The following is a 22,739-nucleotide window of genomic DNA, read 5'->3' as shown; positions in this document are numbered from 1 at the left end:
AATGGATGATACTGTATACGAAGAGCGGAAAACCCCTGCCGGTTTTCTTGTCAAAGTACGACTTTCCAAGCTGACTTACGTTGTCTTTACTGATTCTGGGCCAGAAGTTCCAAAGGGTGCCAGAAACAATTCCATCGTTGTCAACGTCCCTCGGGTTGGTTTTTTTGGGGACGATTTCGACGTTTCCCACTTCCATTTGGGTGAACTCTCATTTGTCAATGTCAAGGCGGGGAAACTGGTCATTCCTTACCAACATGGATTTTCCAACGAAATCAAAACAATTTATCTGGGAACCGGAAGTCTAAGTGACGTTCTCCCTGTTGTCATTTACCATTATAAAAATAAAGAAGATTTGATGGCTGCCTGGGAGCGGGGAGAACAGGCCCAATTCCTTGTGGTCGATGAAGAAATCCCCCGTTCGGATATGGTATCTTTTAAGATTCGTTACCCTAGCATGAATATCCTTGTGATCAAAAAAAGGATCAATACTTCTGCGGAGTCACAGTCTCCCAAAAAGGACGAATCCAAAGACAAGGGTGTGGTCGATTACGACAAGGTGAGGGCAACGGATGTCGCCAAAAACCAGAACCTAAATACCTATAGCGAAAACCCAGTGTTTTTAGCGAGAATCCATCTCCGGGCCATGGAGTTGGACAAAGTAAAACAACTTCTTTTGGACTTCCATTTATCTTCCGACGATGTTATGTTCATCCGAACTTTTTTGGACGTGATGATCAAAAACGAATTAAAAAAACCAGAATTGGACATTGTGAAACCACAGCTCATTGCCATGAACGAAGCCTTCCGTTTGGCGGTTTTGATTTTAGAATTCCGAGTGGAAGATTTTGAAAAGGAATTGGATTCGGGGTTCTCAAAAGAGATCTCCCATATGATCTATGCTCTGCTTGCGAAGGAACAAGAGACGGCCCAAGACCTAGAACATGAAATTGTACTCTGGGAATGGAAGCTCCGAGTTCGGTCGCAGATCATCAAAAAATAGCCAAAATCCCTTAAAAAATGCTTTATTTTTCTCTGATTTCGATAGAAACTGAGGGAAATACTATGGTTTTCTTGGGTAAAATAAAAAAACTGGCACAAAAGTTGCAAAGTGGAACCTTCTTGGTGCTGCTAGCTGTTTTTTTTATTTTTCCGATTTCGGGCCTTATGGCAGATGCCATGGACCTTCCTGTCATCATTCCAAACGATGAACTCCTCACTCCAGTAGAACTTCGGGATGGATTGGTCTACGAAGTAGTCGTAACACCACAAGCCGAAATGGCCACAAACGATTCTTCGCTTTTAGAAAACGGACCGATGGTTTTATCTCATTCGTCTCTCTCTTCGGACTACAGTGCGAAGCAGAATGTTCCACTGAAAAATGCGAGAGTTGTTCTTGCCACAAAAGAGGATGTTTTATCAAAAGATGCGGAAGGGGAGCTCCCTCATAGCAGTTCGGTTTTTGAAAAAGGCTCAGAGCATTTCTCCGTAAAATCGATTGCCAGCCCAGGACTTTTTGGTTTTCTGGGGATATGTCTCAGCCGAAGCGAGTTGCCTTCCAAAAATTTCTCAACGCCATGCGAAAACTCTCTACCGAAGTCAATGACTCGGAGATCTGCAAACGATTGGAAATTCTCATGGCAACCAGTAAGGACGACCTCCCTCTGGCGCATGTCAACCAGCTCCTTCAGGATGCAAAAAACTTCGATCCTAAGACCATCCCAGAGCCGTATACCCAATACGTTCGACACTTCATCTACATGGTCAAACGCAATGGCAGAGTCCCCAACGATCTTTTGGCTGGAGAAGAAGACAGAACATCCGATCGCTCTAGTGCAAAATCCACTAAAAAATCTGCGGTGGCAACTGGTCCCAAAAGCAAACGAACCTCAACAAAATCCGCAACTTCTGTAAAAAAGGGGAAGTCTTCCTCTAAGCCCACTTCCAAAAAAGCCTAAATCTTCGAAAATTCCCAGTGGAAGGGGCAGTCCTGTGCTGCGCACAGGACGAAAATGCAGAAACCAAATCCCCAATCAAAATGTAGGTAAACAGGCTGAAAGTGACCAAATTTAATCACTTTCCCCGAATTCATCCTATCTGTCCAAAAACCGGCTACACAAATCCATTTAGCAAGTAAAAACTGTCTAAAATTAGGCATTTACTTGGATTCCGTATCGCTTCCATAAATGCCTCACCAAGGCCACCTGACGGTCGTTCGGTTTTCGCTCTGTGACCAAATTGGGGCAGTGACTGTTTTCTTTTCGGCGCCAAATTGGGAACATGCTTTCCGGCCGGCGGACCGAAAATCGGCAATTCCTAGGCTTACCGTTCCTTAGGCAAATTCCAAACGGACTAGAATCGGAACTAGCGAAAAGTTCCCGCTCCCTTCTCCAAAGGGAAACGTTTCGGGGGAAGATATGGAATCGGTGAAGCTGACCAGGTGCGGTCACATCGATAGCCTGCAAATTTAGAGAATTCTCTTGGAAATTGTCGTTTCTCCATGATTTTCTCTTAAGGAGGCATAGGGGGCCCTTCATGCCGCTCTGATACCTGCCAGGGACTAGGTTCGGTTGAGAAATTGGCAAAACCAGAGCGTATCTGCCCAAAATTCGGCTTTTATGGGGAAAATGGAGGAGAAAACTCAATGGGCGCGGGGCAAAATCTTTAACGGCTAAAAAGTAAATCCAAAAGACGAAGAGGGTGGAAATCCACCAAAAGCATGACAATTTGACATGTGTATCAAAAATGCATGCGTATGTAAATTTGGCAGATTCTGGAATAGTGGTTGCCACCCTTGCTCGAGGCACCCACTGTTCTTTTTTATATGGCGGAAACGATTCGGTTAAGAGTAAAATGTCACGCTTGTTCCAATTTGATTGAAGGAACGGCGAAATACGGGTCTGGGCACTTTGTTCCCGAGGGAGTCGTGTTTGATTTTGTGGCAGTTGGAAAGGTGGAGGGAGCACAAGGAAGGCGTGTAAAGGCAGAAGTGACCTGCACCTGTCCAAATTGTGGAGTCAAGTGCAAGTATAATGTATAAATGATTAAATACAGGCATATTCATGCTTTTTAATTCTTCCTTATTTTGCTTATTTTTAGTCTGTTCTCTGCTTGTTTGGTGGGTTCTCCGGTTTATTTTGGTTAGATTGGGCCGAAGAAATGCGTGTTTTTATGTAATTAGTCGATTAATATTAATCATTTATTTGGTTTTTATTAGCTCTTTATTCTACTGCTTTTGGAATCCATTTTATTTTCTTTTGCTGGTTTGGGTTGCCGTATTTGATTTTTGGGTTGCACGAGGCCTTGATCGATTCAAATCAGGCCATGTTCGCACTGTTCTGCTTTTACTTTCTCTAGGCAATAGTTTGGGGATTCTTTTCTTTTTTAAATATGGTCAGTTTATTGCTGAAAATTGGGCATATTTATTTGCAAATCCGTTTAGCTCGGGAGACTTTTGGGGACAGTGGCTGCTCCCTGTGGGCATTTCGTTTTATACCTTCCAATCCGTTTCCTACGTGATTGATGTATACAACCGCGAGTTGAAAGCCGAACGAAAAATTTTCTCCTATTTGCTCTTTCTTTCTTTTTTCCCGCAGTTAGTGGCAGGGCCCATCGTGACCGCAAAATCTTTTTTGCCGCAAATTCGTAGGCCACTATCCTTTTTTCGAATCCCCCTCTTTTTTTCCTTATTTTTGATCCTGCTGGGACTATTCAAAAAGATGGTATTGGCTGACCATCTCGGAGAGACTTCTGACTTTGTTTTTTTGCGGCCACAAGAAGTTTCTACTAAGTCCTTGTGGGTGGGAATGTTTGCTTATTCAATGCAGATCTATTGCGATTTTTCTGGTTATACCGACATTGCCCAGGGCACGGCACTTTTCTTTGGGTTTCGACTGCCTGAAAATTTCCGGATGCCCTATCTTGCATCTGGGTTTTCTGAATTCTGGACCCGTTGGCATATTTCTCTTTCCCAGTGGCTTAAAAAATATATCTACTTTTCCTTAGGTGGAAATCGTATCGGGGCTCTCTTCACATATAGAAATCTTTTTTTGGTGATGGCCATTGGTGGTCTTTGGCATGGAGCATCTTGGAACTTTGTGATTTGGGGGTCCTGTCACGGAATTTTACTGATCATTGAAAGGTGGTGCTCTCAGTACTTCGTAGGCAGAACCTTCCCATGGCTCCGACCCATTCGAATTTTCGGAACTTTTATATTTGTTAGTTTACTTTGGGTTTTTTTCCGGAGTGCCGATTTCACTTCGGCTCTGTGCTACCTACAGGGCCTTTTTTCAGAAAAAGGGGGTTTTTCGCTGCCTTATACTTATGAAATGAATTTTCTTTATTGTTTTTTAGTCATAGTCATTGGTCATATTTGGGGAAGTATATACTTTAGGGACAATAAGCAATTGTTAGGTGGATTTAAAAAATGGGAAAATTCCTTAGGAAAAACGGTATTTTTTGGGGTTTTGGCTTCGATTTCTCTCATTTTGATAGTTTTGTTTTCTGCAGATAGCAAACCATTTGTGTATTTTGTTTTTTAGGAAGTGATATGAAACAGCGGATACTTCTAATATGCCTCTTTTTTGTTTCACTTTTTGGGTGTGATTTTTTGTTTTTTAAAAAAATTCAGTTTTTGTTACCCAATGAATCTCCATGGAACACGAACCATTTTTTCAATTTTTTATATGAATATGAGAGAATCAGAAATCTCCCAAAAACAAAAAAAAGAATCATTGTTGTCGGTAGCTCCGTTGCCTATTATTCAATTGATTCTCAAAAGTTAAAGGATTCGCTTTTACGTGACTTTGCGTTGGATGTGGATGTTTTTTATTTAGCCTATGCTGGGAATAGTCCCTTATACGTATATTTACTCCTCAGTTGGCTTGATCCATTGGAGCCGGATCTTGTTGTTTACCCAGTCAATTTTATCGATTACCGACTTCACCGAACCTACGTTATATTCCCTGAGGGTAGAAATGATTCAGTAGACGAGTCGGCTGTTATTAGAGATGCCCTCACCTTTGGAGAGGCACCCCAGTCCTTGTGGGTTTTTCCTTTGGAGACGATAAAAGAAGTTGGGGCTTCGATGGATTGGGATACCTGGTCAAGATATGTTGTTTCCTCTGGGTTTTCTTTCTATCGTTACAAAGATATTTACCTACAAAATTTGCAGAATTTAATCCAACATCGTTTTGGACGCAACACGAGTTATCATGCCTACGCCGGTGCCAGGATCCCGGAAGGAATCAACGGACTGGGTTGGACAGGACAGAAATTTAGTTTTTTCCCAACCGAAAAAATCAAACAGAAAGGATTTTGGGTAGAGGTGACACAATTTCTTTTGAAAGGAAAACCTTGCCTGATGGAAATATCAAACGGAACCACTCACCAAGAAATTACCCTCACCCGAGAAGGTTGGGTCAGGCTTTATTTAGATCCTCAATTTTTCCAAGAGAAAAAGTTAGTCACTGTAAAGTTAGAGCGAGTGTGGTTTGCCAGCCAAGCGACGGGTGCTTATTTGGATTACCATTTTGATCCTATGGGGGTTCGGTTGGAACAGACCTTTGGACTTGAGGAAGCAAAGTCGGGGATCCAATACGAAAGGGAGCCAAGAACAGAAGACTTTCGCTATTTGGGGATGAAAGATGAAGAATACCGCAAATATTTTCAATACCGGTTGCTTGAAGGTTTGGAAAAAAGACCAGGGATCGGATACCTTGTTGCCTTAAAATTGGCAAAAGAAAGGATTCGTGAGGAATCTTTTCGACCGTATTTCCACTTTCGGTATCTCAAAAAAATTACAGACCATTTTCGAGATCGAAATGTCCCTTTTCTCCTCATCAACAATCCTGAAAATCCTATATCCCTTGAGTGGTATGAGGATTCGGAATGGTACAGGGATCACCTCCGTTATTTACAATCTTTAGAAGGTGGTTCTGTTTATTATTGGGACATCCACCGAAGTTTGCCCATGCAAGGGTTCTCCGACTTCCATCACTTTACTTATGTCGGAATGGAACAAATGAATCCGATTTATGCTAAAAGAATTGGAAATCTCTTTCCGAAATAGGATGTTTTTCAATCCTTACAATTAGTTAAGGAATTTTATGGAAAAAATCAAAGTTGGAGTCCTGGGAGCAACAGGTTCCGTCGGTCAAAGATTCATTCAACTTTTGGAGAATCACCCTTATTTTACGGTGACTCATTTGGCAGCTTCTGAGAAAAGTGCCGGCCAAACTTATGGTGAGGTAATGAAATCTCGTTGGAAGATTTCATCCGATATCCCTGCTTATGCAAAAGACATTATCATTACGTTACCAAATCCTGAAGTGACCAAGGGCGTGCAACTTGTGTTCAGTGGTCTGGATGCATCCATTGCGGGAGAAGTAGAAACTGCTTATGCAGAAGCAGGAGTTATGGTTCTTTCCAATTCGAAGAACCATAGAATGGATCCGAATGTCCCGATTCTTTCTGCGGAAGTGAATGCACATCATCTGGATGTTCTACAGTTCCAAAAGACCAAAGGAAAAATCATTACTAATTCCAATTGTACCATTATGGGAGTCACTATCTCATTAAAACCGCTTATGGATACTTTTGGTTTAAAGTCTGTTATGTTATTCTCAATGCAGGCCATTTCGGGTGCGGGATATCCTGGGGTTCCAACCATGGACATTCTTGGGAATGTGGTTCCTTATATTGGTGGAGAAGAAGATAAAGCAGAAGTGGAACCGCAAAAATGTTTGGGAACTGTTGAGGCGGGAATCATCAAACCAGCAGATTTCAAAATTTCTGCCCATTGTAACCGTGTTCCGGTTTTTGATGGCCATACCGTTTGTGTTTCTGTTTCTTTTGATAAAAAACCAAAAAAAGAAGAGATTCTTAAGGTTTGGGCCGATTTTCAAGGGGAACCGCAGAAATTGGGATTGCCGTTTGCACCAAACCCGGCTATTCTCTATCGCGAAGAAAATGATCGGCCACAACCTCGTCTGGATTTAGAGACTGGCAAAGGGATGACAACTGTTGTCGGAAGGCTAAGGGAAGATCCAATTTTGGATTGGAAATGGGTAGTACTTTCGCATAACACGATTCGAGGTGCTGCTGGAGCTGCCATTTTGAATGCAGAGTTATTGTACAAAAAAGGATTTTTTAACTAAGGAATTTACTACGTAAATGTTAGATCCCAACCTCCCGGAATTAAAAGTAATGGATTACACTGCCTGTCTGCAAAAAGTACAGGCTATGGATTCACGGGGGGACTTTTCCTACAAAGGAATTTATAAAGTTCTATTGGTGATCTTTGAGTGGACTGACAAGTTTTTACAAAACAAAGTTCTGCCTAATGTAGAGCAAATCGAACGAGATAGTTCTATTGATCGTGATCGAACAGAAAACTATGTGATCGATCTCAGCTACAAACAGAATCCTGCAATCATTAGAAAATTAAATGTTTTGGAATTTCACCCAAATGAGCCAGGGGACCCTGAAAATCCGAAGACCTTTCTCAAACACAACACCGTATTTGCAAGGCCTACTACTTCGGATGGAGGAACTGCTTTTCGTTATGCATTGGGACTTAATGAACTTTCTACTGCGGCCATTAAAGGATGGTTCAATGAAAAAAGAAAGTACGTAGGGAAAGAAAAAATGCGGAAAGTAATTAAGGCGGCTGTTGATTCCAACCGTTTGTTTGATACCTATGCATCTACTGAAATTGGAAACTTATTTCAGTGCCCCTATGATAAAACAAAAGTGCAAAAGGATACTACGATCATCATCCATTTGAAACCAATTTTGAAACAATTGGTGGATGATAAGATTTTGTTTTTTTTCCGAAATGATGCCGCTTCGAGACCTGCAAACAAAAGTGTTTTTCTGTATAACAAACCATCCGAGATTGCGGATCGTTATGAGGGTTATATTGATTATACGAAAAATACCATTTATCCTGCTTTAAAGAATTTAGGAGTTATGGGAGAGGTAACCGAAGATTCATGGAGTTCTCCTCGTAACCTTTTAACAGAAATTAAAGGATACATGAATGATTCTTATGGAGACCAAAAAACTCTGATTGAAGAGTGTTTGGTGTTAAATGAGATTATTGAAAAAGATAAAGAAAGAGAAGAAAAACAAAAACGCAAACAACAAGTCGATGATTTGATGGCTTTTCTTGCTGAGGCTGGGCGAATTGTTGAGGTTAATTTGCTTCGCGTTAGCGGTGAACCATTAACAGATGAATTTCGAGCAGCACTTCTCTCACAGCCAGAACTTTTATATACTGAGTATGCGGATAATAAGATTTATAACGAATTTATCTTGCACAAATCCTGTATCCCCCAGGCCATTGAGTCGGCAAAAAGAACTTTTCAAATCAAACATTCTGATTTAGAAATCCGAGTTTTAAATCAAATGAATGTGACTCTTCATTTGAATGATGAAAGCCCAAAACGATTGTTGGAAGAAATTGAGGCACAAAGCCTATTTCAATTCCTCCCATTTTTTACAAGGATTTGGCGAATGATCATGGGTAGCATGACGGTTCATAAATTTGAAATTCCACCCATCAAAGCACGTTTGCAACAACAATTAAACAAGGATTTGGCGAGTCAAAAAGCCAAAAAGATATCTCAAGAGAAAGAACGTTTAGTAAAGGCTCGTTTGAGAGAGCGAGAAGAAGCTGAGAAAGATGCTGAAAAAAAATCCAAACAGTCACAGCAGGTTGCAGCTTCGACTTCTGCCTTTAACGGCGGAGAAGAAGATTCTGGTGAATCGGTAAAACAAGGAAGTCCGGAAGAAGAAAAAAAATGGAAAGAGTCCATTGAATCCATCATTCGTATTCTAGATGAGGCTTGGGAGTTTGGAGTGTATCCAGATCGCGAGTATGTACTTTCTAAATTAAATGGAAAGTTTACAGAAGAAAATTTGATCTTTTTCTTAAAGAAATTTGGCGGAAAAGAAATCTATAGTTTCCCGATTCGAAACCAAAGGGAAAAATTCCCTTGGCCGATTCTTGTATCGACTGGGTATCTAAAAAGACATGGCAAAAAACTTTTGGACAAAGTGACTGCCGAAAGTGACCGCCAACGAAGCGAAAAATTTCCAAACCAAGAGAAATTTGACATTGCGGAATCGCAATTAGACTTTCTGAATAGAATCTTACCCCGGTTGAAACCTTAAAATTATGCCTGCTATTGAACAACTAAGAGCTCGAAAAACAAAAATCGTTTGCACCATTGGTCCTGCGACTGCCTCCAAAGAAATGATCCGAAGTTTAGCTTTGGCTGGGATGAACATTGCACGAATTAATATGAGTCATGGAGATCATGAGTTTCATAGAAAGATCATTCGTATTATTAAGTCTTTAAATAAAGATGAATTACATAAACAACCAATTTCTATCCTCCTTGATACACAAGGGCCGGAAATTCGAACTGGCGATGTCCAGAACGATCTCCACTTAAAAGTTGGGGAAACCTTTACATTTCATATCATTCCGGGAATGGAAGCAGAAGCACAAAGTGTTTTTGTGAATTATCGTGATATTGTAAAAGATTTGAAAGTTGGTGATAAAGTAACTGTTGACAACGGGCTCATTAACTTAGCTGTGCAAGAGATTCGCGAGAACGAGCTCGTTTGTACAGTGTTAGATGGCGGGAAACTCGGATCTAGAAAACATATCAATTTGCCAGGGATCCGAGTCAATTTACCTTCTATCACTCCCAAAGACTTAAAAGATATTCTTTTCGGTTTGGAAGAGGATATTGATTTTGTGGCCTTGTCTTTTGTCCGTACTCCAGAAGACGTGATCCAACTGCGAGGGATCATTGATGAAAAAAATCACCATGCACAAATCATTGCAAAAATTGAAGACCAAGAAGGTTTAAAAAATCTAGATGCCATCATTCGTGAGTCTGATGGGATTATGGTAGCTCGAGGAGATTTGGGTGTTGAGATCGAAATCGAAGAACTTCCGATTGTCCAAAGGAGGATCATCAAACGTTGTCAAGAAGAAGGCAAACGAGTGATCGTTGCGACTCACTTATTGGAATCTATGATTCAAAATGCATCTCCTACTAGAGCGGAAGTGACCGATGTTGCCAATGCTGTGTATGAAGAAGCCGATGCGATTATGTTATCCGGTGAAACCGCTATGGGGAAATTTCCTGTTAGATGTGTTGAAATGTTGGATAAAATTGCCCGTCGTATGGAGATGTCGATCAACTTAGGTCTCGCTGCCCAAAGAAAACCGAAAGACCAAAAAGAGGAGATGGCGCGTTCGGCCGCAAATTTGGCTGATTCCATGCAGGCACATGCCATCATTGCCATCACTCGTCGGGGTATCACGGCCAATAATTTGGCATCTTTTCACCCAAAATATCCAATTGTCCATGCATTTACAAATATGACGTCAGTTAGACGAAAACTTTGGTTAACAAGAGGGGTCATTCCATATCGTGTGGATTTTTCTTCTGATCCAGAAAAAACAATCAAACTTGCCATCCAAACTCTTGTGAACAATGGATACCTCCAAATGGGAGAAAAAGTAGTCATACTTTCCGATATTATTGCTGGTGAAGAGCGAGTCGAAACCATCCAAGTCCGCGAAGTAAAATAATTTCTCATGCACTACCGGAATCTGATTTCCTTGTTGGTATCTTTATCAATAGGGATCTCCATTCCTTGGGGAATCGATGCAGAAGAAAGAAAGTCAGATGTACCGGAATGGCTTGGTGAATTTAAGAAGTTAGACGAGAAGGAACTGGCCAACAAAAAAGAGGGCTGGTATGCTACTGGTCTTCCTTTGTTTGGGAATGATGCAGTCAATGGCTCAGGTCTTGGGATCTTAGCCAATATTTTTTATAACGGAACCAAAGCTGATTCTTCTTTTAAATACACCCCCTACGAACATATGTTCAACGTGGGAATTTACAGAACCAATCGTGGAACTCAAAATAATTATCTAGCATGGGATGCTCCTTATTTTGCAGATACTGCATTTCGTTTGAGAGCTTATGTAGGGCATGATGCAAGTTTCTATAATCAATATTTTGGTGTGGGAACTGAAAGTTTAGAGCCACTTTATTTTAAAGATAGAAATGTGGATGGAAGTCGAATCACTCGCAATGCTACATACTCCGACTTTGAAAATGCTAATTCATATACCCGCAATCGTGGTCCAGGGAAGGAATTTACTTCCAATCAGCATTATCATGATTATCAATTTGATACGACATATGGACAATTTGCCGCAGACAAAACAATTTTCCAAGTTTTCAGAGTTTGGGGGGAGTTGAGTTTTCAAAAAATACTGTTAGGCGGTATGATGGAACATCCACTGAAGGTAGAGAGCCCCTTACGAATCTGCGAGTACCTGCCATTGAAGATAGTTCAAAACTCACTGAGGATGCAAGTTCAGGAAAAATCATCGGTGTGAATGGTGGGAACTTAAACTATGTACGTGCGGGCATCGCTTACGATACCAGAGATTATGAGCCAGATCCCGATAGGGGTTGGCTCATTGAATACAATATTAATAAAGCAGAAAGAACGATTGGATCAGATTTTAATTATATAAGACACTTTGCACAGGCTAAGAACTTTTACCAACCCTTCCCGAAACTCTTTGAAGAGTTTGTGATCGCACAACGTGTAGCACTCACCAAAATTGAGGGAGAAGTCCCGTTTTTTGAATATCGTTATCTTTTTTCTATTGATGGTCCGTTTGGTGCTCTAGGTGGACAGAATACGCTTCGTGGGTATAGACAAGAACGGTTTTTTGGACCTGTCATAGGGTTTTATAATTTGGAACTTAGATATAGAGTGGGAAGTTTTTCGCTTTGGGATCAGTTTTTCCAATTGAGCATTGTTCCATTTTACGATGTGGGCCGAGTTTGGGATAAACTCAGGGACGTAAACACACTTGATTATAAACATGCGCGTGGGGTGGGACTACGACTGATTTGGAACCAAGCAACCGTAATCCTATTTGACTATGCTTATTCTAGAGAAGACCAATTGTTTTATGTGGACATTGGTCATACATTTTAGATATTTCTATAGAATTTAGCTGAAGTTATTTTCTAAAAATCAGTGGTGCGTATTCATTTTTCTTGAGTGGCTAGATAACCTGAAAAAAAATCGAGAGCGCGATACAATTGAAAATCTGGAAGGTGATTTTTATCTTTCTCGGATTTGATTTTTTGACTGGCTGTGCCATTTTGTTCCATCCATTTGTTGATAGATGAGATATCCAATTTCGGATTTTTTTCTTTAGATTCTGCCGCTGAATCGGCCTGTATATTATTCTTAACATCTAAAAAGTTAGGATCCACTTCTTTTTGATCTGAAACCCACAAGTCAGGTGTAATCCCTGATTCGTGGAACTTTTTGCCATTAGGGAGGTACAAAAAGCTAGATGTTATTTTGATGAGTAAACTGTCTTCGCCAGAAACTTTGTTCAAAGTGTGTACAAGCCCCTGGCCTATAGATCTAGAACCAAGTATAAGTCCTCGACGATAGTGTTGGATTACACCTGCAATCAATTCAGAACCTGACCCGGTATTCCCATTAATCAGAACGACCAATGGTAAATCCGTAATCGTTGATTGAGTAGCATAAACCATATTTGTTGGTGCTTTAGAGGTTTGTGTAGTGAGCAATAGTCCATTTGGAACAAACATCCTCATACATTCAATGATTTGGTCTAAATAACCTCCTGAATTATTGCGAAGGTCTAAAATGAAACCATGGATCATGATATTTTTATTTTTTGCATCTTCCGTTAAGGTCGAATAATATTCCTTAATCAAATTAGTGGCATTGGATTGATTATCCCTAAGAAATCCAAATACTTTAATGTAAACGAAGTTATATTTCCCCGTCCAGATTTGACCTTCTACCATTTTTTGTTCTGTCGGTTTGTTTTCCTTTAAAAGAATTTCGAAACTATACTTTTGATTTCGCTCAACATCTACTCTGATTGTAGAACCAATCTTACCATTAAGCAAATGGTTGATTGTTTGAATGGATAAATAACGAACAGGTTTTCCATTGATCGCTAGTAATTCATCATCATTTTGTAGGCCGATTTTTTTCAAAAAAGAAGATTCTTGCAAAGGTGTTATGATTTTTCTTTTTGAATTTGTCTCTCTTAATGGGATATCAATCGATATATTTGTTTTTGGTTGTAAAATGTCTTCGTATTTCTCAAGTTTTATTATACTAGAACCTAAAAATGAAGAAACGTAGCCTTCCGATGCCGCATATAAAATATTCTGCCAATTAGTATCATTTGTATTTTCTGAGTATAAAACCTGCAATACTGATTCCAAGAGATCTTGTGTAAAAGTTATCTTTGTGAATTCTTCCTCAAGTTGTGATGCAACCGAATCAGATAACATTACTTTATTTTCTAAGTTTGGGTTTTGAATGATTACCAGGCTGGATAATTTTCCATTCTGAACGATTTTTCCTTGAATTGAGTCTTTGTACTTGAGATAAAAAGATTCCGGTAATAGAATATGGTTCTCGAAGGATTCTGTCGCGAATACAGCAGCTCTTTGAAATGCTTTGGGATTATTTAAATCTTTTGGGTAGATATAACTTAATGCCATCTGTTTTTTAATCGCAGAGATTCGTTTCGAATGTTGATATGTTTTTTCCACTTCAACTGGGAGTTTTTCAGATAATGGGATTGGCTTTGGGCTTTGGCAGAATAATATGAATGATAAAAGTGAAATTTGATTTAAAATTCTAATTCGGGAGTTATTGAAATCTAGTTTCATTCAGGTTAAATCCTTGTTTTGTAAAAGTGTTCCGTTCGTAGGAACCTTACGATTACAACAAAGTTAGATCGGGCTGTCAATGGAAGAAGCAGGCCCGAATCGATTTAAAGCAATCGATTCGGTAAAAAATTTTTCATTTCATCGGAACTTCAATTACAAGTATTTCCGATTTCACTTCCGCCTGAAATTTGTAATTTTCTTTCCCCCAATACCCAACGGCGTCTCTGCGTTCGAGTATTGTATCCTCTACTTTTAATTTGCCATTGATGAGAAACGTGAAGATCCCTTGATCTGGTGCATGTACGGAATAAGAGAGTTCTTTTCCTGGATCAAGTGTTGCCAAAGAAAAATAAGCATCTTGGTTGATCCAAACAGCTTCTTCATCAATGGGAGAAACAACCGTTTGGAATCGATTCACTCGGCCAGCCTCCGAAAACGTTTTTTGTGCATACCTTGGTTCGATCCCTCCCACTTTTGGAAGGATCCAAATTTGCAAAAAATTTACCTTCTTTTCGCTACTATGATTGAATTCCGAATGTTGGATTCCTGAACCTGCAGACATGATTTGGACGTCTCCCGTACGGATGATACCATTCGTACCTGTACTATCCTTATGTGCCAACTCTCCAAAGAGAGGGATCGAAACGATTTCCATATTTTGATGAGGGTGTGTGCCAAACCCCATGCTTGGTTCTACTATGTCATCATTGAGTACACGGAGAGCTCCAAAGTTAGTTTTTTCGGGATTGTACCAATGGCCAAAGCTAAAGGAGTGATGGCTATCCAACCAACCGAAATTAACATGCCCACGTTCTTTTGCGGGATGGATTTTTTTTCCTAAGGAGTTGTTGTTTGGTTTTATTGTTTCCATATTGAATAGTTTGATATTAAACTATATTTTGTCAACAGACTTTTGTTTTCAGACAGTAAAAAAAGAAAATCACTTCCCATTCGCTTTCGTTTCCCGATCATCATCCTATGTCGAGAACTAGTTTAGAATCTATAAAAACAAAAAAGAACTGGGTGGAATTGGGTCCTGTGTATGTGAATCGAGTCAGGTTTCTTTTGGCTGGATTCTATATCATCGCCACTCTTGGCTCTTATAAAACCTCCACTACATTACAAACAACAAGTTACTTAGTGGGGATCTCTTGTATGTTTTTGTATGGGGGCCTCCAGGCTTATTTATTTAAGAAGGAAAAGTTAAATGCATTCTTTCCTAAGGTTTTGATCCTTATGGACATTACGGTTCTGTTTGCTGTAACAGCTTCAGGGTTACTTGGCGGGAGTGGAGTCGCTGCCGATTTAATTAAGTCTCCAACACTTTATGTGTTATATTATTTTTATGTAGTGTATTCGGCGTTTTTGTTTTCGAAACGAACTCTCCTCATGAGTACTTTCTATTCAGCTTTTTGTTTGATCTTAATTCTTGTAATTGGTTATGGACAAGGGGTTCAATTCAAAGAAACTGAAGGATTTCAAAGTCAAAAAGATACAATTGGTATTTCAAATGAAGTTTTTAAGATTTTATTTTTGATTTGTTTCGGATATTTAACTTCTGCGGTCCTTAATCTGTTAAACGAAATCAAAAATGAATCGGAAGAAAGACAAAAAATTGCGGAGTTGGAAAGAGCCACAGCTGATGACCTGAATCGTGATTTGGTCAAAATTGGTTCCGAACTATTTAAAACTCTAAAATCAATTCGTGAAATCACTACGGATTTTAATTTTCAAATTGAATCACAAGATAAATCGATTCATGAGTTAACAGATTTTGTTTCTTCCTTTTCGGAAAGTATTCAGTCTTCTGTAGACAACATTGGAAAACAACATAACCAAATTACCTTGTTAAACCATAAATCGGATACGTTAAAACTGAGCATTTCAGAAATTGGAACAGTTGTTGAAGAGTTGAACTCTAATATGAGCGACTTTCAGGACAGGAGTAATGTGCTTTCCGAGACCGTTCAGAACTTAGAAGAAAGACTTCGATCGGTAAATGAATCCCAAAAAGAAGTGAGCGAAGTAAACGATATTATGGCAGAAATTGCCGATCGTACAAACTTACTTGCTTTGAACGCATCGATTGAAGCTGCAAGAGCAGGAGAACATGGGAGGGGATTTGCCGTTGTTGCGCAAGAAGTCGCAAAATTAGCGGAAAATTCGAATGAAAACGCCACTAAAATTAAAAAAATCATTACCAATTCCAATCGGTTTATTCAAGAAGGGACTGAACTTGCTTCTGTATCCCTGAAACAAACAGAAACACTCCAATCCAAATATGAGCTTTTGAGCGGAGTGATCCGAACGGCAACAAATAAAATCAATTCTCAAAAGGACATCAATAACGAGGTTTTGAAGTCATTAGATTTAATCGAATCAATTTCACGAGAGTTGGATTCAGAATCAAAAGTATTAAATCGAGATAAAGACCAGATGATCGCTGTTGTTCAAAAAATGGAAGAAATCAATAGGGAAGTTGTGATAAATGCTAGAAAAGTTGGCGAAAACACTTTAAGTTTGGAAAAACAAGCCGCAGATTTAGCTGTCGAACAGTAATATTGATGAAATCAAAAATTCTAATATTCTTATTTTTGACTACTCCTACTATAACCGTTGCCGAGGTCTTACCAAAACGATTTGGGTTTGTAGTGGGAGTCAGTGAATATCGGAATTTGACTTTAGGTGACCTTAAAACTGCAAAAAACGATGCCTTGGGAATAACTAAAATTTTATTTAGTTATGGATCTTATAACCGCATCCAAACTTTAGTTCAGGAAGGTTCCGTTAATTCTACCCCGACAAAATACAATATTCTAACAAACTTTGAAACTCTATTGAGTGAAACAAATCCGGATGATTTGTTTATCTTTTATTTTTCGGGCCATGGAGTTGTAGACTACAACGATAAAGTGTATTTACTTCCGGAAGATGCAAATCCGACAAATCCGTTTGAGTCAGGCATTGCCGTTGAACAACTTCTCGAAATGACTCGCAAGTATAAGCTGAAAAGAGTTGTTTTTTTTATTGATGCCTGTCGTAATCCGGAAGATGGGAAAGGGGAAGAAGGAAAAAAATATTTAGAGGCTGTTAGTTTCCGCGATTCAGAAATTGTTTCTGTTTTTTATTCCACAAAAGTCGGTTATTCTAGTTTCGAAGATCCAAAATCAGGGTATGGAATTTTTACAAAGTATCTCATTTATGGATTGGAAGGAAGAGCGGATTCCAATTACAACGGAGAGGTATCTTATTCTGAATTGGCAAACTATGTAATTTCATCACTGAAAGAATGGTCCAAAACCAATCAGAAATTACAAAAACCTTATACTAAGGAATATGCTGAAAAATCGGAAGATACCATTCTAACATATGCCGTCAATCCTGAGACATCTTTAACTGATGCCCCTCTATTCAACCCGTACAATCCTACTTATGCATTTCGTTCCTTTCTGGTCCCTGGTTGGGGACAGTATGTTCGAGGTCAGGAAGAGAAGGGAAGAATTTACATGTCCATCTTTGCTTTAGGGGTTTTGTATGCAGGATATCAGTACAATACCTATAGGCAGGACAAAGCAAACTACGAATCCGCAGTTGGAATTCCACCGAACCCTCGCATAGCAGAAACAGTGGCTCTCAATTATTACTTAATTGACCCTTACAGGCAAAGGATGGAATCGTCGAGGGCTAATTTATCCCAGGCATTAACAGTACTTCTATTCCTCTGGTCGGCAAATGTGTTTGATTTTTATCTCTTAGGGCCCAATCCTAAGGAAAAGTCAGGTGTATGGCTTGATTTCAATTGGGAAAACCAAGGTTACATGGGAATTGATCGGGTTGGGAAGTTAGGATATGCGATGCATTTTTAAATTAGTTTTCATCTTATCAATATTTCAATGTAAGATTCAAAACAAATCCCAAAATCTTTTTGATCCGACGACACTTTCCGGTGGCTCTGTTGCTGTTTTATCTTCTTTGGTATTTCAAGATGGGATACAAATCACCACCAGATACCAACCAAATGACTATCCATCGTTTATAAAAACGGAAATTTTGGATTTAGATTTAGATAAGCCAGTTTCATCTCATTTTAATAAAAAACACTTTTATGTATCTGAAAATTATAAAGATGACTTAGTACTAAGAGATGTTTTCCCTTTATCTGATTCAAAGGTGCGAGTGTTGTTTTCAGTTTCCTCTCGGTCTGAATGGAGAGAACCTATCAGTTTATCCATTCAAAAACCTGAATCACTTACAGAATATGCATTTAACGGTAGAACGTTGGAATTCAAATTTCCTTATCCACGTTATATCGGAAATATTTCAGAAGCAAAAGGTCAAATTACAACAAATCGTTTGTTAAATGGCAAAATTTTATTGGTTGGAGGAGTTTCTGTTTCTGGGAATACTTTGGCAACTGTTGAAATTTTGAATCCTGAAACAGGGACAACCACTTTGTTACCTTCTCTAAATCAAAGTTTGATGGGGATGGCTATTTGTTCCAATCCTGATGGAACTGTTTATGTTTCCGGTGGGAAAACAATTGCAGGTCCGGCAACGAATAATTCTCAATTCAGCAATAAAATTTATAAAATCAACGAAACAAATCAAACAGTGGAAGAACTTCCTTTTTCGATGCAGAAGCGGAGGTATGGCCATTCGATGGTATGTTTGAATAACGGTGATTTGTTGGTCTCTGGTGGTCAGTTCCAAGTAGGGACGGATCAAAATGCGATCACTAATGATCATGAGTATGTTTCCATTCAAAATGGGAATACAACCTTATTGAATTCTTCGGCTAACTTCCCAATGAATACAATATTTCATTTCGCTGAATATGATTCATTCAAAAATCGGGTTCTATTTTTTGGAGGCAAAGATCGTATCGATCCATACGCAATTTATTTGAATTCTATTTACACGTTAGATTTGAATTCCCAAGTTCTAAGCACTTTGCCTGCTGTTTTTTCGACGGCTAGATCTAACGTGACGAGTCTGATTCTGCCAGGAAACGACCGATTGGTTTTGGGTGGTATAATGGGCGGTGGAGTTGGCTCACGGAGTATTGAGTCTTGGAGTGAGACTAGTTCTGTTAGCCAAACCAACGGATTTACAAGCAGAATGAAAAACGGTAGTTCCATCACAACGTTTTCAAATTCACAAGTTATTTATACGGGTGGTGTTGATACATATTATAAATCTGGTATATTGGAACTTTATGATCATATAGAAAAGAAAAACTTTGTTATAGATACGATGATGTATGCTCGTTCAGAACATTCGGCAATCCAAACAAGTAGAGGCATCATCATATTTGGAGATTCTGCTTTGTCAGATACAAGGGTTGAGTTGTATGGGAAAGATTAAGTTTATACTACTTTTCCCATTTTTGGTTTCTTGCCAACTGAGTTCGGGCAAAAATGCTTTTGATCCAAATTCACCAACAAACTTAGGTTTGTTTTTGTTAGGTGCAGAATCTGTAGTCAACATGGAATTTTCAACCAATCGTGTACAGCCTGGTGGGATTATTTATATTTCTACAAACCATGATTTTACTGCGAAGGTAGATGGTTTGCGTTTGCCAATTTCCGGTGTCGGAATCAATCCCATTTCACAAGTGATTCCCCGCAGCAGATACTTATATGAAGTTCGAATGAAGCCAGGAATCACATCTGGTAAGTTCAGTATTAATTTAAAAGACTATTATTTAAACGAATCACTGTTGGTGAATCCAGAAAACTTTGAATTCGAAATAGATTCTCAACCACCGGTTCTTGAACTCCGCACTGGAAATGGAATCGATATCTCCGAATTACAGTCTGGTTTTTTGGATATCGTTTCTAATGAAGAGATTGTTTGGGAAGGAAAACTTTCTCAAGTTAATTTATCAGGAACTGCAAAAAACACTCTCGTTGTATCGGATGTCATTGTATCGGAACGTAATATTCGTTTGTTGTTTGCCGGTGACCCAAATTCGAATGGAGGAATCCTTACAATTTCCTTTAGCGGCGTTAACGATAAGGCTGCCAATTCGCAAGGTACCGTCATGGTTCCTGTCAATGTCTTTGCGTTTAAAAGTGGGCCCAATTTAGGAGTGGCGAGAAGGTCTTGTGTTGGAATTGAGTTGGATGATGGACGAAGGCTTGTTTTGGGCGGAAGGGCGAAAAAAGATGTTTTGATCAACGGAAATGGGACACTCAGTCATTCTGAGTTTTATAATTCGGTTTCTAAACAATTTTTACCAGCGTCTGACATGGTCTATCGTCGACAAGAATTCGATGTTGTCAAATTACAGGATGGTAGATTGTTCGTATCAGGTGGGTTTGGTGGTAAGGTTGGTGACCCATCGAATGGAAGTTTATCTTCGACAGAAATTTATGACCCAGTAACCAATGTTTGGACAGAAGGGCCATCATTAACAACTCCTCGCCAGTTACATAAGATGACAGTGCTCCCCAATGGAGATGTTTTAGTTGTTGGTGGACTCAGTCCATTTAAACCATTTCAATCTGTCGCGATGGTTGAATTAGTTCACATCACGAATCATCCGGCCACCATGACTGTTGAAACCATTGGAAATTTAGCGGATTCTCGCGGGAAACATGCACAAATATTGTCGCATGCCTCCGGTAAGGTGGTGATTTTTGGTGGTGAACGTTCCGATGTAACGGGGCCAATGCCAAATGATTTTAACGCATATGCTTTGGATTCTATCGCCTTATACGATATCAATTCAAAAACATTAACGAATTCGTCTGCAAAACTATATAAAAGATTTAATCATTTTGTACATGGGTTGGTAAATGGTGAAATTTTAATTCTAGGTGGAATCAATTCAAGATTTGATACAAGCCAACCTGTCCTTCGGGCGCAAATTTATAACCCTGCGAATGATACAATTCGAGACCATAAAAATCTTCTATTTGGAAGGGAGTGGGGGTCTTCCTTTGTTTTCCCATACGGCAAGGACCAACTCATCGTAGCAGGTGGTTTGGAATATCGTACTGTAAATGGTTCTACATTTGACTCCATCCATGATACAGAGTCTTGGTCCGAATCAATCAATCGTTTTTATATGACGAGTCGATCTCTGAATGCTCGTTGGGAAGGATGTGAAATCCGTTATTCGTCAACAGGCGGAGGAATGATTCTCGGTGGTCGGATCGGTGATATTCTTGGGAATACGGAGGAATACAGCTTTGAATAAGTTGTTTGTCTTTTCGTTTCTTTTTTCTGTTGGTTGTATGTTTCCGGCAGAGTATCAAAATATATATGATCCAAAATCCACGAGTGGTCTCTTTTTAAGTGCTTTTTTATATGCAACACCTTTTAGTTGTTCAGATAGTTCTTATGCTAAGTCTCTCGGTAGTGTCGATCAGGTTTTGTTGCAATGTAATCGAGAACTTGCAAATCTAGATACGGTTTATCTTGCAGAAGCAAACCAAAGTGTTTTTTCGAATATCAGTTTTACTAAGATAGATAGGGATCGGCTTTTTGTGAAGTTTGATCCACTAACAAATGACGGTCAGTATGAGCTAGTTTTGTCAGGTGTTGTTTCTAACTCAGGTGAAACCTTAGAGGATGATAAACTTTCAATAATCATTGATACCAAAGTTCCCACTGTTTCTTTGGTTGGATACATTCCAATCACTGATTATACATTTTTTTCACCTAGGTATTGGGATTTTGTTAGTTCAGAACCTTTGGAACATTTCGGTCCGCCCATACTGAGTGGCCCTCTTGCTTCGTCGGTTGTCCTTAGGTCTGTACAAAAAATTAATGAAACTACGTATCGAGTGTACTTTGAAACTAATTTTTCTTCCAATGACCCCGGATCTTTGACTTTGCAATTTTTGAATTCAAAAGACAATGCCTCCAATGTAGTTTCAAATAGTTTGACAGTCCAATTCATTGGTCTTGTCTCAGGCCCTAAATTACACTTTGGCAGATTTGAGTTTGATGCTTTTCAGAACGCAAACGAAGATGTGATTGCTATTTATGGAGGATCGTCTACGGCAGAAATTCTTCGAAAAGGATCTTCTAGTTTTACACTAACGAATCCTAGTTTGCCAGCGATTGCCCGTGGTGAACGTGGTGTTATGTTGGATGGAAAGAACCTTCTGATTACTGGAGGCATTCAACTAGCAAATGCCTATGCCCTCACTTCAAGTTATATATTTGATACTGAAGCTACAACAATCACGCCTACAGGTAATATGAATGGGCCTAGGCATTTACATAACATAGTCAAACTCCAAGATGGAAAAGTAATCATTCTAGGAGGGATTCGAGACTTTGTTCCGGTTACGCCGGCTTACTATACATCTTTGAATACAGCAGAAATTTATGATCCAGCTACTGGAATCTTCACAGAGGTAACCAACAGAATGATGACAGCAAGATCATTTTCTTGTTCTGTTTTACTTGATGATGGTCGTGTATTTGTGATTGGTGGAACCGATGGGATATTTGCTCCAAAAGACACAACTGAATTCTTTGACCCAAACACACAAACATTTTCCTGGGGGCCAACGTTACCTGTTCCGGTCGGTGCTTTGAAGTGTATGAAACTAATAGATGGGAATGTGCTGATATATGGAGCACAGTTATCAAATTTAAACAACTCAACTATGTTATACGATTATTCTCGAAATCAAATATTTACAGTTGCAAATTCGAAATTTCGTAGAGAGTGGAGCATTGCATCAGAATTACCAGATGGTGGGATTCTATTTTATGGTGGTGCCTATCGTTACCTCACAAGTGAACCAAGTCGAGTTATAGAAAAACTTGATTATGCAAAGAGTAATAACTTTTTCGATATGGGTATGGCCAAGCATAGTGTTTCAAAACATGCCGGTGTCAAATTTTCTGATGGTACTTTGTTCTTTCTTGGTGGAGAAACTGGAGGTATCGCAAATTTAGAAACAGATTATTACGGTCTATCTAACTGAAGTTTAT

General features: G+C 39.3%; 16 protein-coding genes and 1 pseudogene. 15 read left to right on the top strand and 2 right to left on the bottom strand.

All coding sequences use genetic code 11. The annotated features are described in order from the left end of the window. Nucleotide 1: 1 nt before the first annotated feature. From CLV96_RS14740 to omp85, 10 genes and pseudogenes are all read left to right on the top strand, one after another. Entirely contained in the window at nt 2–1,000 is a 999-nt protein-coding gene (locus CLV96_RS14740; protein ID WP_004788018.1) for a hypothetical protein, read from the top strand. A gap of 529 nt (nt 1,001–1,529) precedes the next feature. Then, nucleotides 1,530–1,955 (top strand): phosphatidylinositol phospholipase, encoded by a 426-nt coding sequence (locus tag CLV96_RS20030; RefSeq protein WP_166669665.1) that lies wholly within the window; start codon nt 1,530–1,532, stop codon nt 1,953–1,955. An 866-nt stretch (nt 1,956–2,821) separates the two neighbouring features. Beyond that, nucleotides 2,822–3,037 (top strand): hypothetical protein, encoded by a 216-nt coding sequence (locus CLV96_RS14730; protein ID WP_040917529.1) that lies wholly within the window; start codon nt 2,822–2,824, stop codon nt 3,035–3,037. Between the two features lie 217 nt (nt 3,038–3,254). After that, nucleotides 3,255–4,538 carry an MBOAT family O-acyltransferase gene (locus tag CLV96_RS14725; RefSeq protein ID WP_276325653.1) on the top strand — a complete coding sequence of 428 codons (1,284 nt, stop codon included), beginning with the start codon at nt 3,255–3,257 and terminating at the stop codon, nt 4,536–4,538. Between the two features lie 8 nt (nt 4,539–4,546). Next, nucleotides 4,547–6,067 carry a hypothetical protein gene (locus CLV96_RS14720; RefSeq protein ID WP_004787958.1) on the top strand — a complete coding sequence of 507 codons (1,521 nt, stop codon included), beginning with the start codon at nt 4,547–4,549 and terminating at the stop codon, nt 6,065–6,067. Nucleotides 6,068–6,104: 37 nt separating this feature from the next. Beyond that, nucleotides 6,105–7,154 carry an aspartate-semialdehyde dehydrogenase gene (gene asd, locus CLV96_RS14715; protein ID WP_004787849.1) on the top strand — a complete coding sequence of 350 codons (1,050 nt, stop codon included), beginning with the start codon at nt 6,105–6,107 and terminating at the stop codon, nt 7,152–7,154. Between the two features lie 16 nt (nt 7,155–7,170). After that, a complete protein-coding gene (locus CLV96_RS14710; protein WP_004788230.1) occupies nt 7,171–9,174 on the top strand; it encodes a hypothetical protein in 2,004 nt (667 codons plus the stop codon). A 4-nt stretch (nt 9,175–9,178) separates the two neighbouring features. Further along, on the top strand, nt 9,179–10,612 hold the full coding sequence (pyk, locus tag CLV96_RS14705; RefSeq protein WP_004787965.1) for a pyruvate kinase: 1,434 nt from the start codon (nt 9,179–9,181) through the stop codon (nt 10,610–10,612). 6 nt (nt 10,613–10,618) lie between these two features. Further along, nucleotides 10,619–10,843, top strand: a pseudogene (locus CLV96_RS20155) (DUF5982 domain-containing protein); the annotation flags it as partial. Between the two features lie 434 nt (nt 10,844–11,277). Next, nucleotides 11,278–12,045, top strand: coding sequence for an Omp85 family outer membrane protein (omp85, locus tag CLV96_RS20020; RefSeq protein ID WP_420813704.1), 768 nt, complete (start codon nt 11,278–11,280; stop codon nt 12,043–12,045). A gap of 53 nt (nt 12,046–12,098) precedes the next feature. On the opposite strand, the gene CLV96_RS14695 is transcribed toward omp85, so the two are convergent. Both CLV96_RS14695 and CLV96_RS14690 read right to left on the bottom strand, forming a co-directional pair. Continuing rightward, nucleotides 12,099–13,781, bottom strand: a complete 1,683-nt coding sequence (locus CLV96_RS14695) for a S41 family peptidase (protein WP_004788029.1) — start codon at nt 13,779–13,781, stop codon at nt 12,099–12,101. A 133-nt stretch (nt 13,782–13,914) separates the two neighbouring features. Further along, nucleotides 13,915–14,652, bottom strand: a complete 738-nt coding sequence (locus tag CLV96_RS14690; protein ID WP_004788088.1) for a pirin family protein — start codon at nt 14,650–14,652, stop codon at nt 13,915–13,917. Between the two features lie 107 nt (nt 14,653–14,759). Between CLV96_RS14690 and CLV96_RS14685 the strand changes: the two genes are divergently transcribed. The 5 genes from CLV96_RS14685 to CLV96_RS14665 are packed head-to-tail and all read left to right on the top strand — an operon-like array spanning nt 14,760 to nt 22,732. Continuing rightward, nucleotides 14,760–16,340: a methyl-accepting chemotaxis protein gene (locus CLV96_RS14685; RefSeq protein ID WP_004788006.1), complete on the top strand. Its 1,581-nt coding sequence runs from the start codon at nt 14,760–14,762 to the stop codon at nt 16,338–16,340. A 5-nt stretch (nt 16,341–16,345) separates the two neighbouring features. Then, nucleotides 16,346–17,647 carry a caspase family protein gene (locus tag CLV96_RS14680; RefSeq protein WP_004788231.1) on the top strand — a complete coding sequence of 434 codons (1,302 nt, stop codon included), beginning with the start codon at nt 16,346–16,348 and terminating at the stop codon, nt 17,645–17,647. Next, a complete protein-coding gene (locus CLV96_RS14675; protein ID WP_004788268.1) occupies nt 17,631–19,145 on the top strand; it encodes a Kelch repeat-containing protein in 1,515 nt (504 codons plus the stop codon). Before CLV96_RS14680 ends, CLV96_RS14675 begins: the two co-directional genes overlap by 17 nt. Beyond that, a complete protein-coding gene (locus tag CLV96_RS14670; protein WP_004787840.1) occupies nt 19,132–20,985 on the top strand; it encodes a Kelch repeat-containing protein in 1,854 nt (617 codons plus the stop codon). The genes CLV96_RS14675 and CLV96_RS14670 overlap by 14 nt, the downstream gene beginning before the upstream one ends. Beyond that, complete coding sequence (locus CLV96_RS14665) at nt 20,978–22,732, top strand: Kelch repeat-containing protein (RefSeq protein ID WP_004788246.1); 1,755 nt, start codon at nt 20,978–20,980, stop codon at nt 22,730–22,732. Before CLV96_RS14670 ends, CLV96_RS14665 begins: the two co-directional genes overlap by 8 nt. Nucleotides 22,733–22,739: the final 7 nt, after the last annotated feature.

This window comes from Leptospira meyeri (assembly GCF_004368965.1).
GTDB lineage: Bacteria > Spirochaetota > Leptospiria > Leptospirales > Leptospiraceae > Leptospira_A > Leptospira_A meyeri.
The sequence above is the reverse complement of the archived record's forward strand: the minus strand, read 5'-3'. Positions and strand labels throughout refer to the sequence as shown.

What these genes read in the sequence shown, in the direction of transcription:
- CLV96_RS20030 (WP_166669665.1), top strand. Translation starts at nt 1,530, where the DNA reads ATGTCTCAGCCGAAGCGAGTTGCCTTCCAAAAATTTCTCAACGCCATG.
- CLV96_RS14730 (WP_040917529.1), top strand. Translation starts at nt 2,822, where the DNA reads ATGGCGGAAACGATTCGGTTAAGAGTAAAATGTCACGCTTGTTCCAAT.
- CLV96_RS14695 (WP_004788029.1), bottom strand. Translation starts at nt 13,781, where the DNA reads ATGAAACTAGATTTCAATAACTCCCGAATTAGAATTTTAAATCAAATT.
- CLV96_RS14720 (WP_004787958.1), top strand. Translation starts at nt 4,547, where the DNA reads ATGAAACAGCGGATACTTCTAATATGCCTCTTTTTTGTTTCACTTTTT.
- CLV96_RS14670 (WP_004787840.1), top strand. Translation starts at nt 19,132, where the DNA reads ATGGGAAAGATTAAGTTTATACTACTTTTCCCATTTTTGGTTTCTTGC.
- CLV96_RS14680 (WP_004788231.1), top strand. Translation starts at nt 16,346, where the DNA reads ATGAAATCAAAAATTCTAATATTCTTATTTTTGACTACTCCTACTATA.
- CLV96_RS14675 (WP_004788268.1), top strand. Translation starts at nt 17,631, where the DNA reads ATGCGATGCATTTTTAAATTAGTTTTCATCTTATCAATATTTCAATGT.
- CLV96_RS14710 (WP_004788230.1), top strand. Translation starts at nt 7,171, where the DNA reads ATGTTAGATCCCAACCTCCCGGAATTAAAAGTAATGGATTACACTGCC.
- pyk (WP_004787965.1), top strand. Translation starts at nt 9,179, where the DNA reads ATGCCTGCTATTGAACAACTAAGAGCTCGAAAAACAAAAATCGTTTGC.
- CLV96_RS14740 (WP_004788018.1), top strand. Translation starts at nt 2, where the DNA reads ATGGATGATACTGTATACGAAGAGCGGAAAACCCCTGCCGGTTTTCTT.
- asd (WP_004787849.1), top strand. Translation starts at nt 6,105, where the DNA reads ATGGAAAAAATCAAAGTTGGAGTCCTGGGAGCAACAGGTTCCGTCGGT.
- CLV96_RS14685 (WP_004788006.1), top strand. Translation starts at nt 14,760, where the DNA reads ATGTCGAGAACTAGTTTAGAATCTATAAAAACAAAAAAGAACTGGGTG.
- CLV96_RS14690 (WP_004788088.1), bottom strand. Translation starts at nt 14,652, where the DNA reads ATGGAAACAATAAAACCAAACAACAACTCCTTAGGAAAAAAAATCCAT.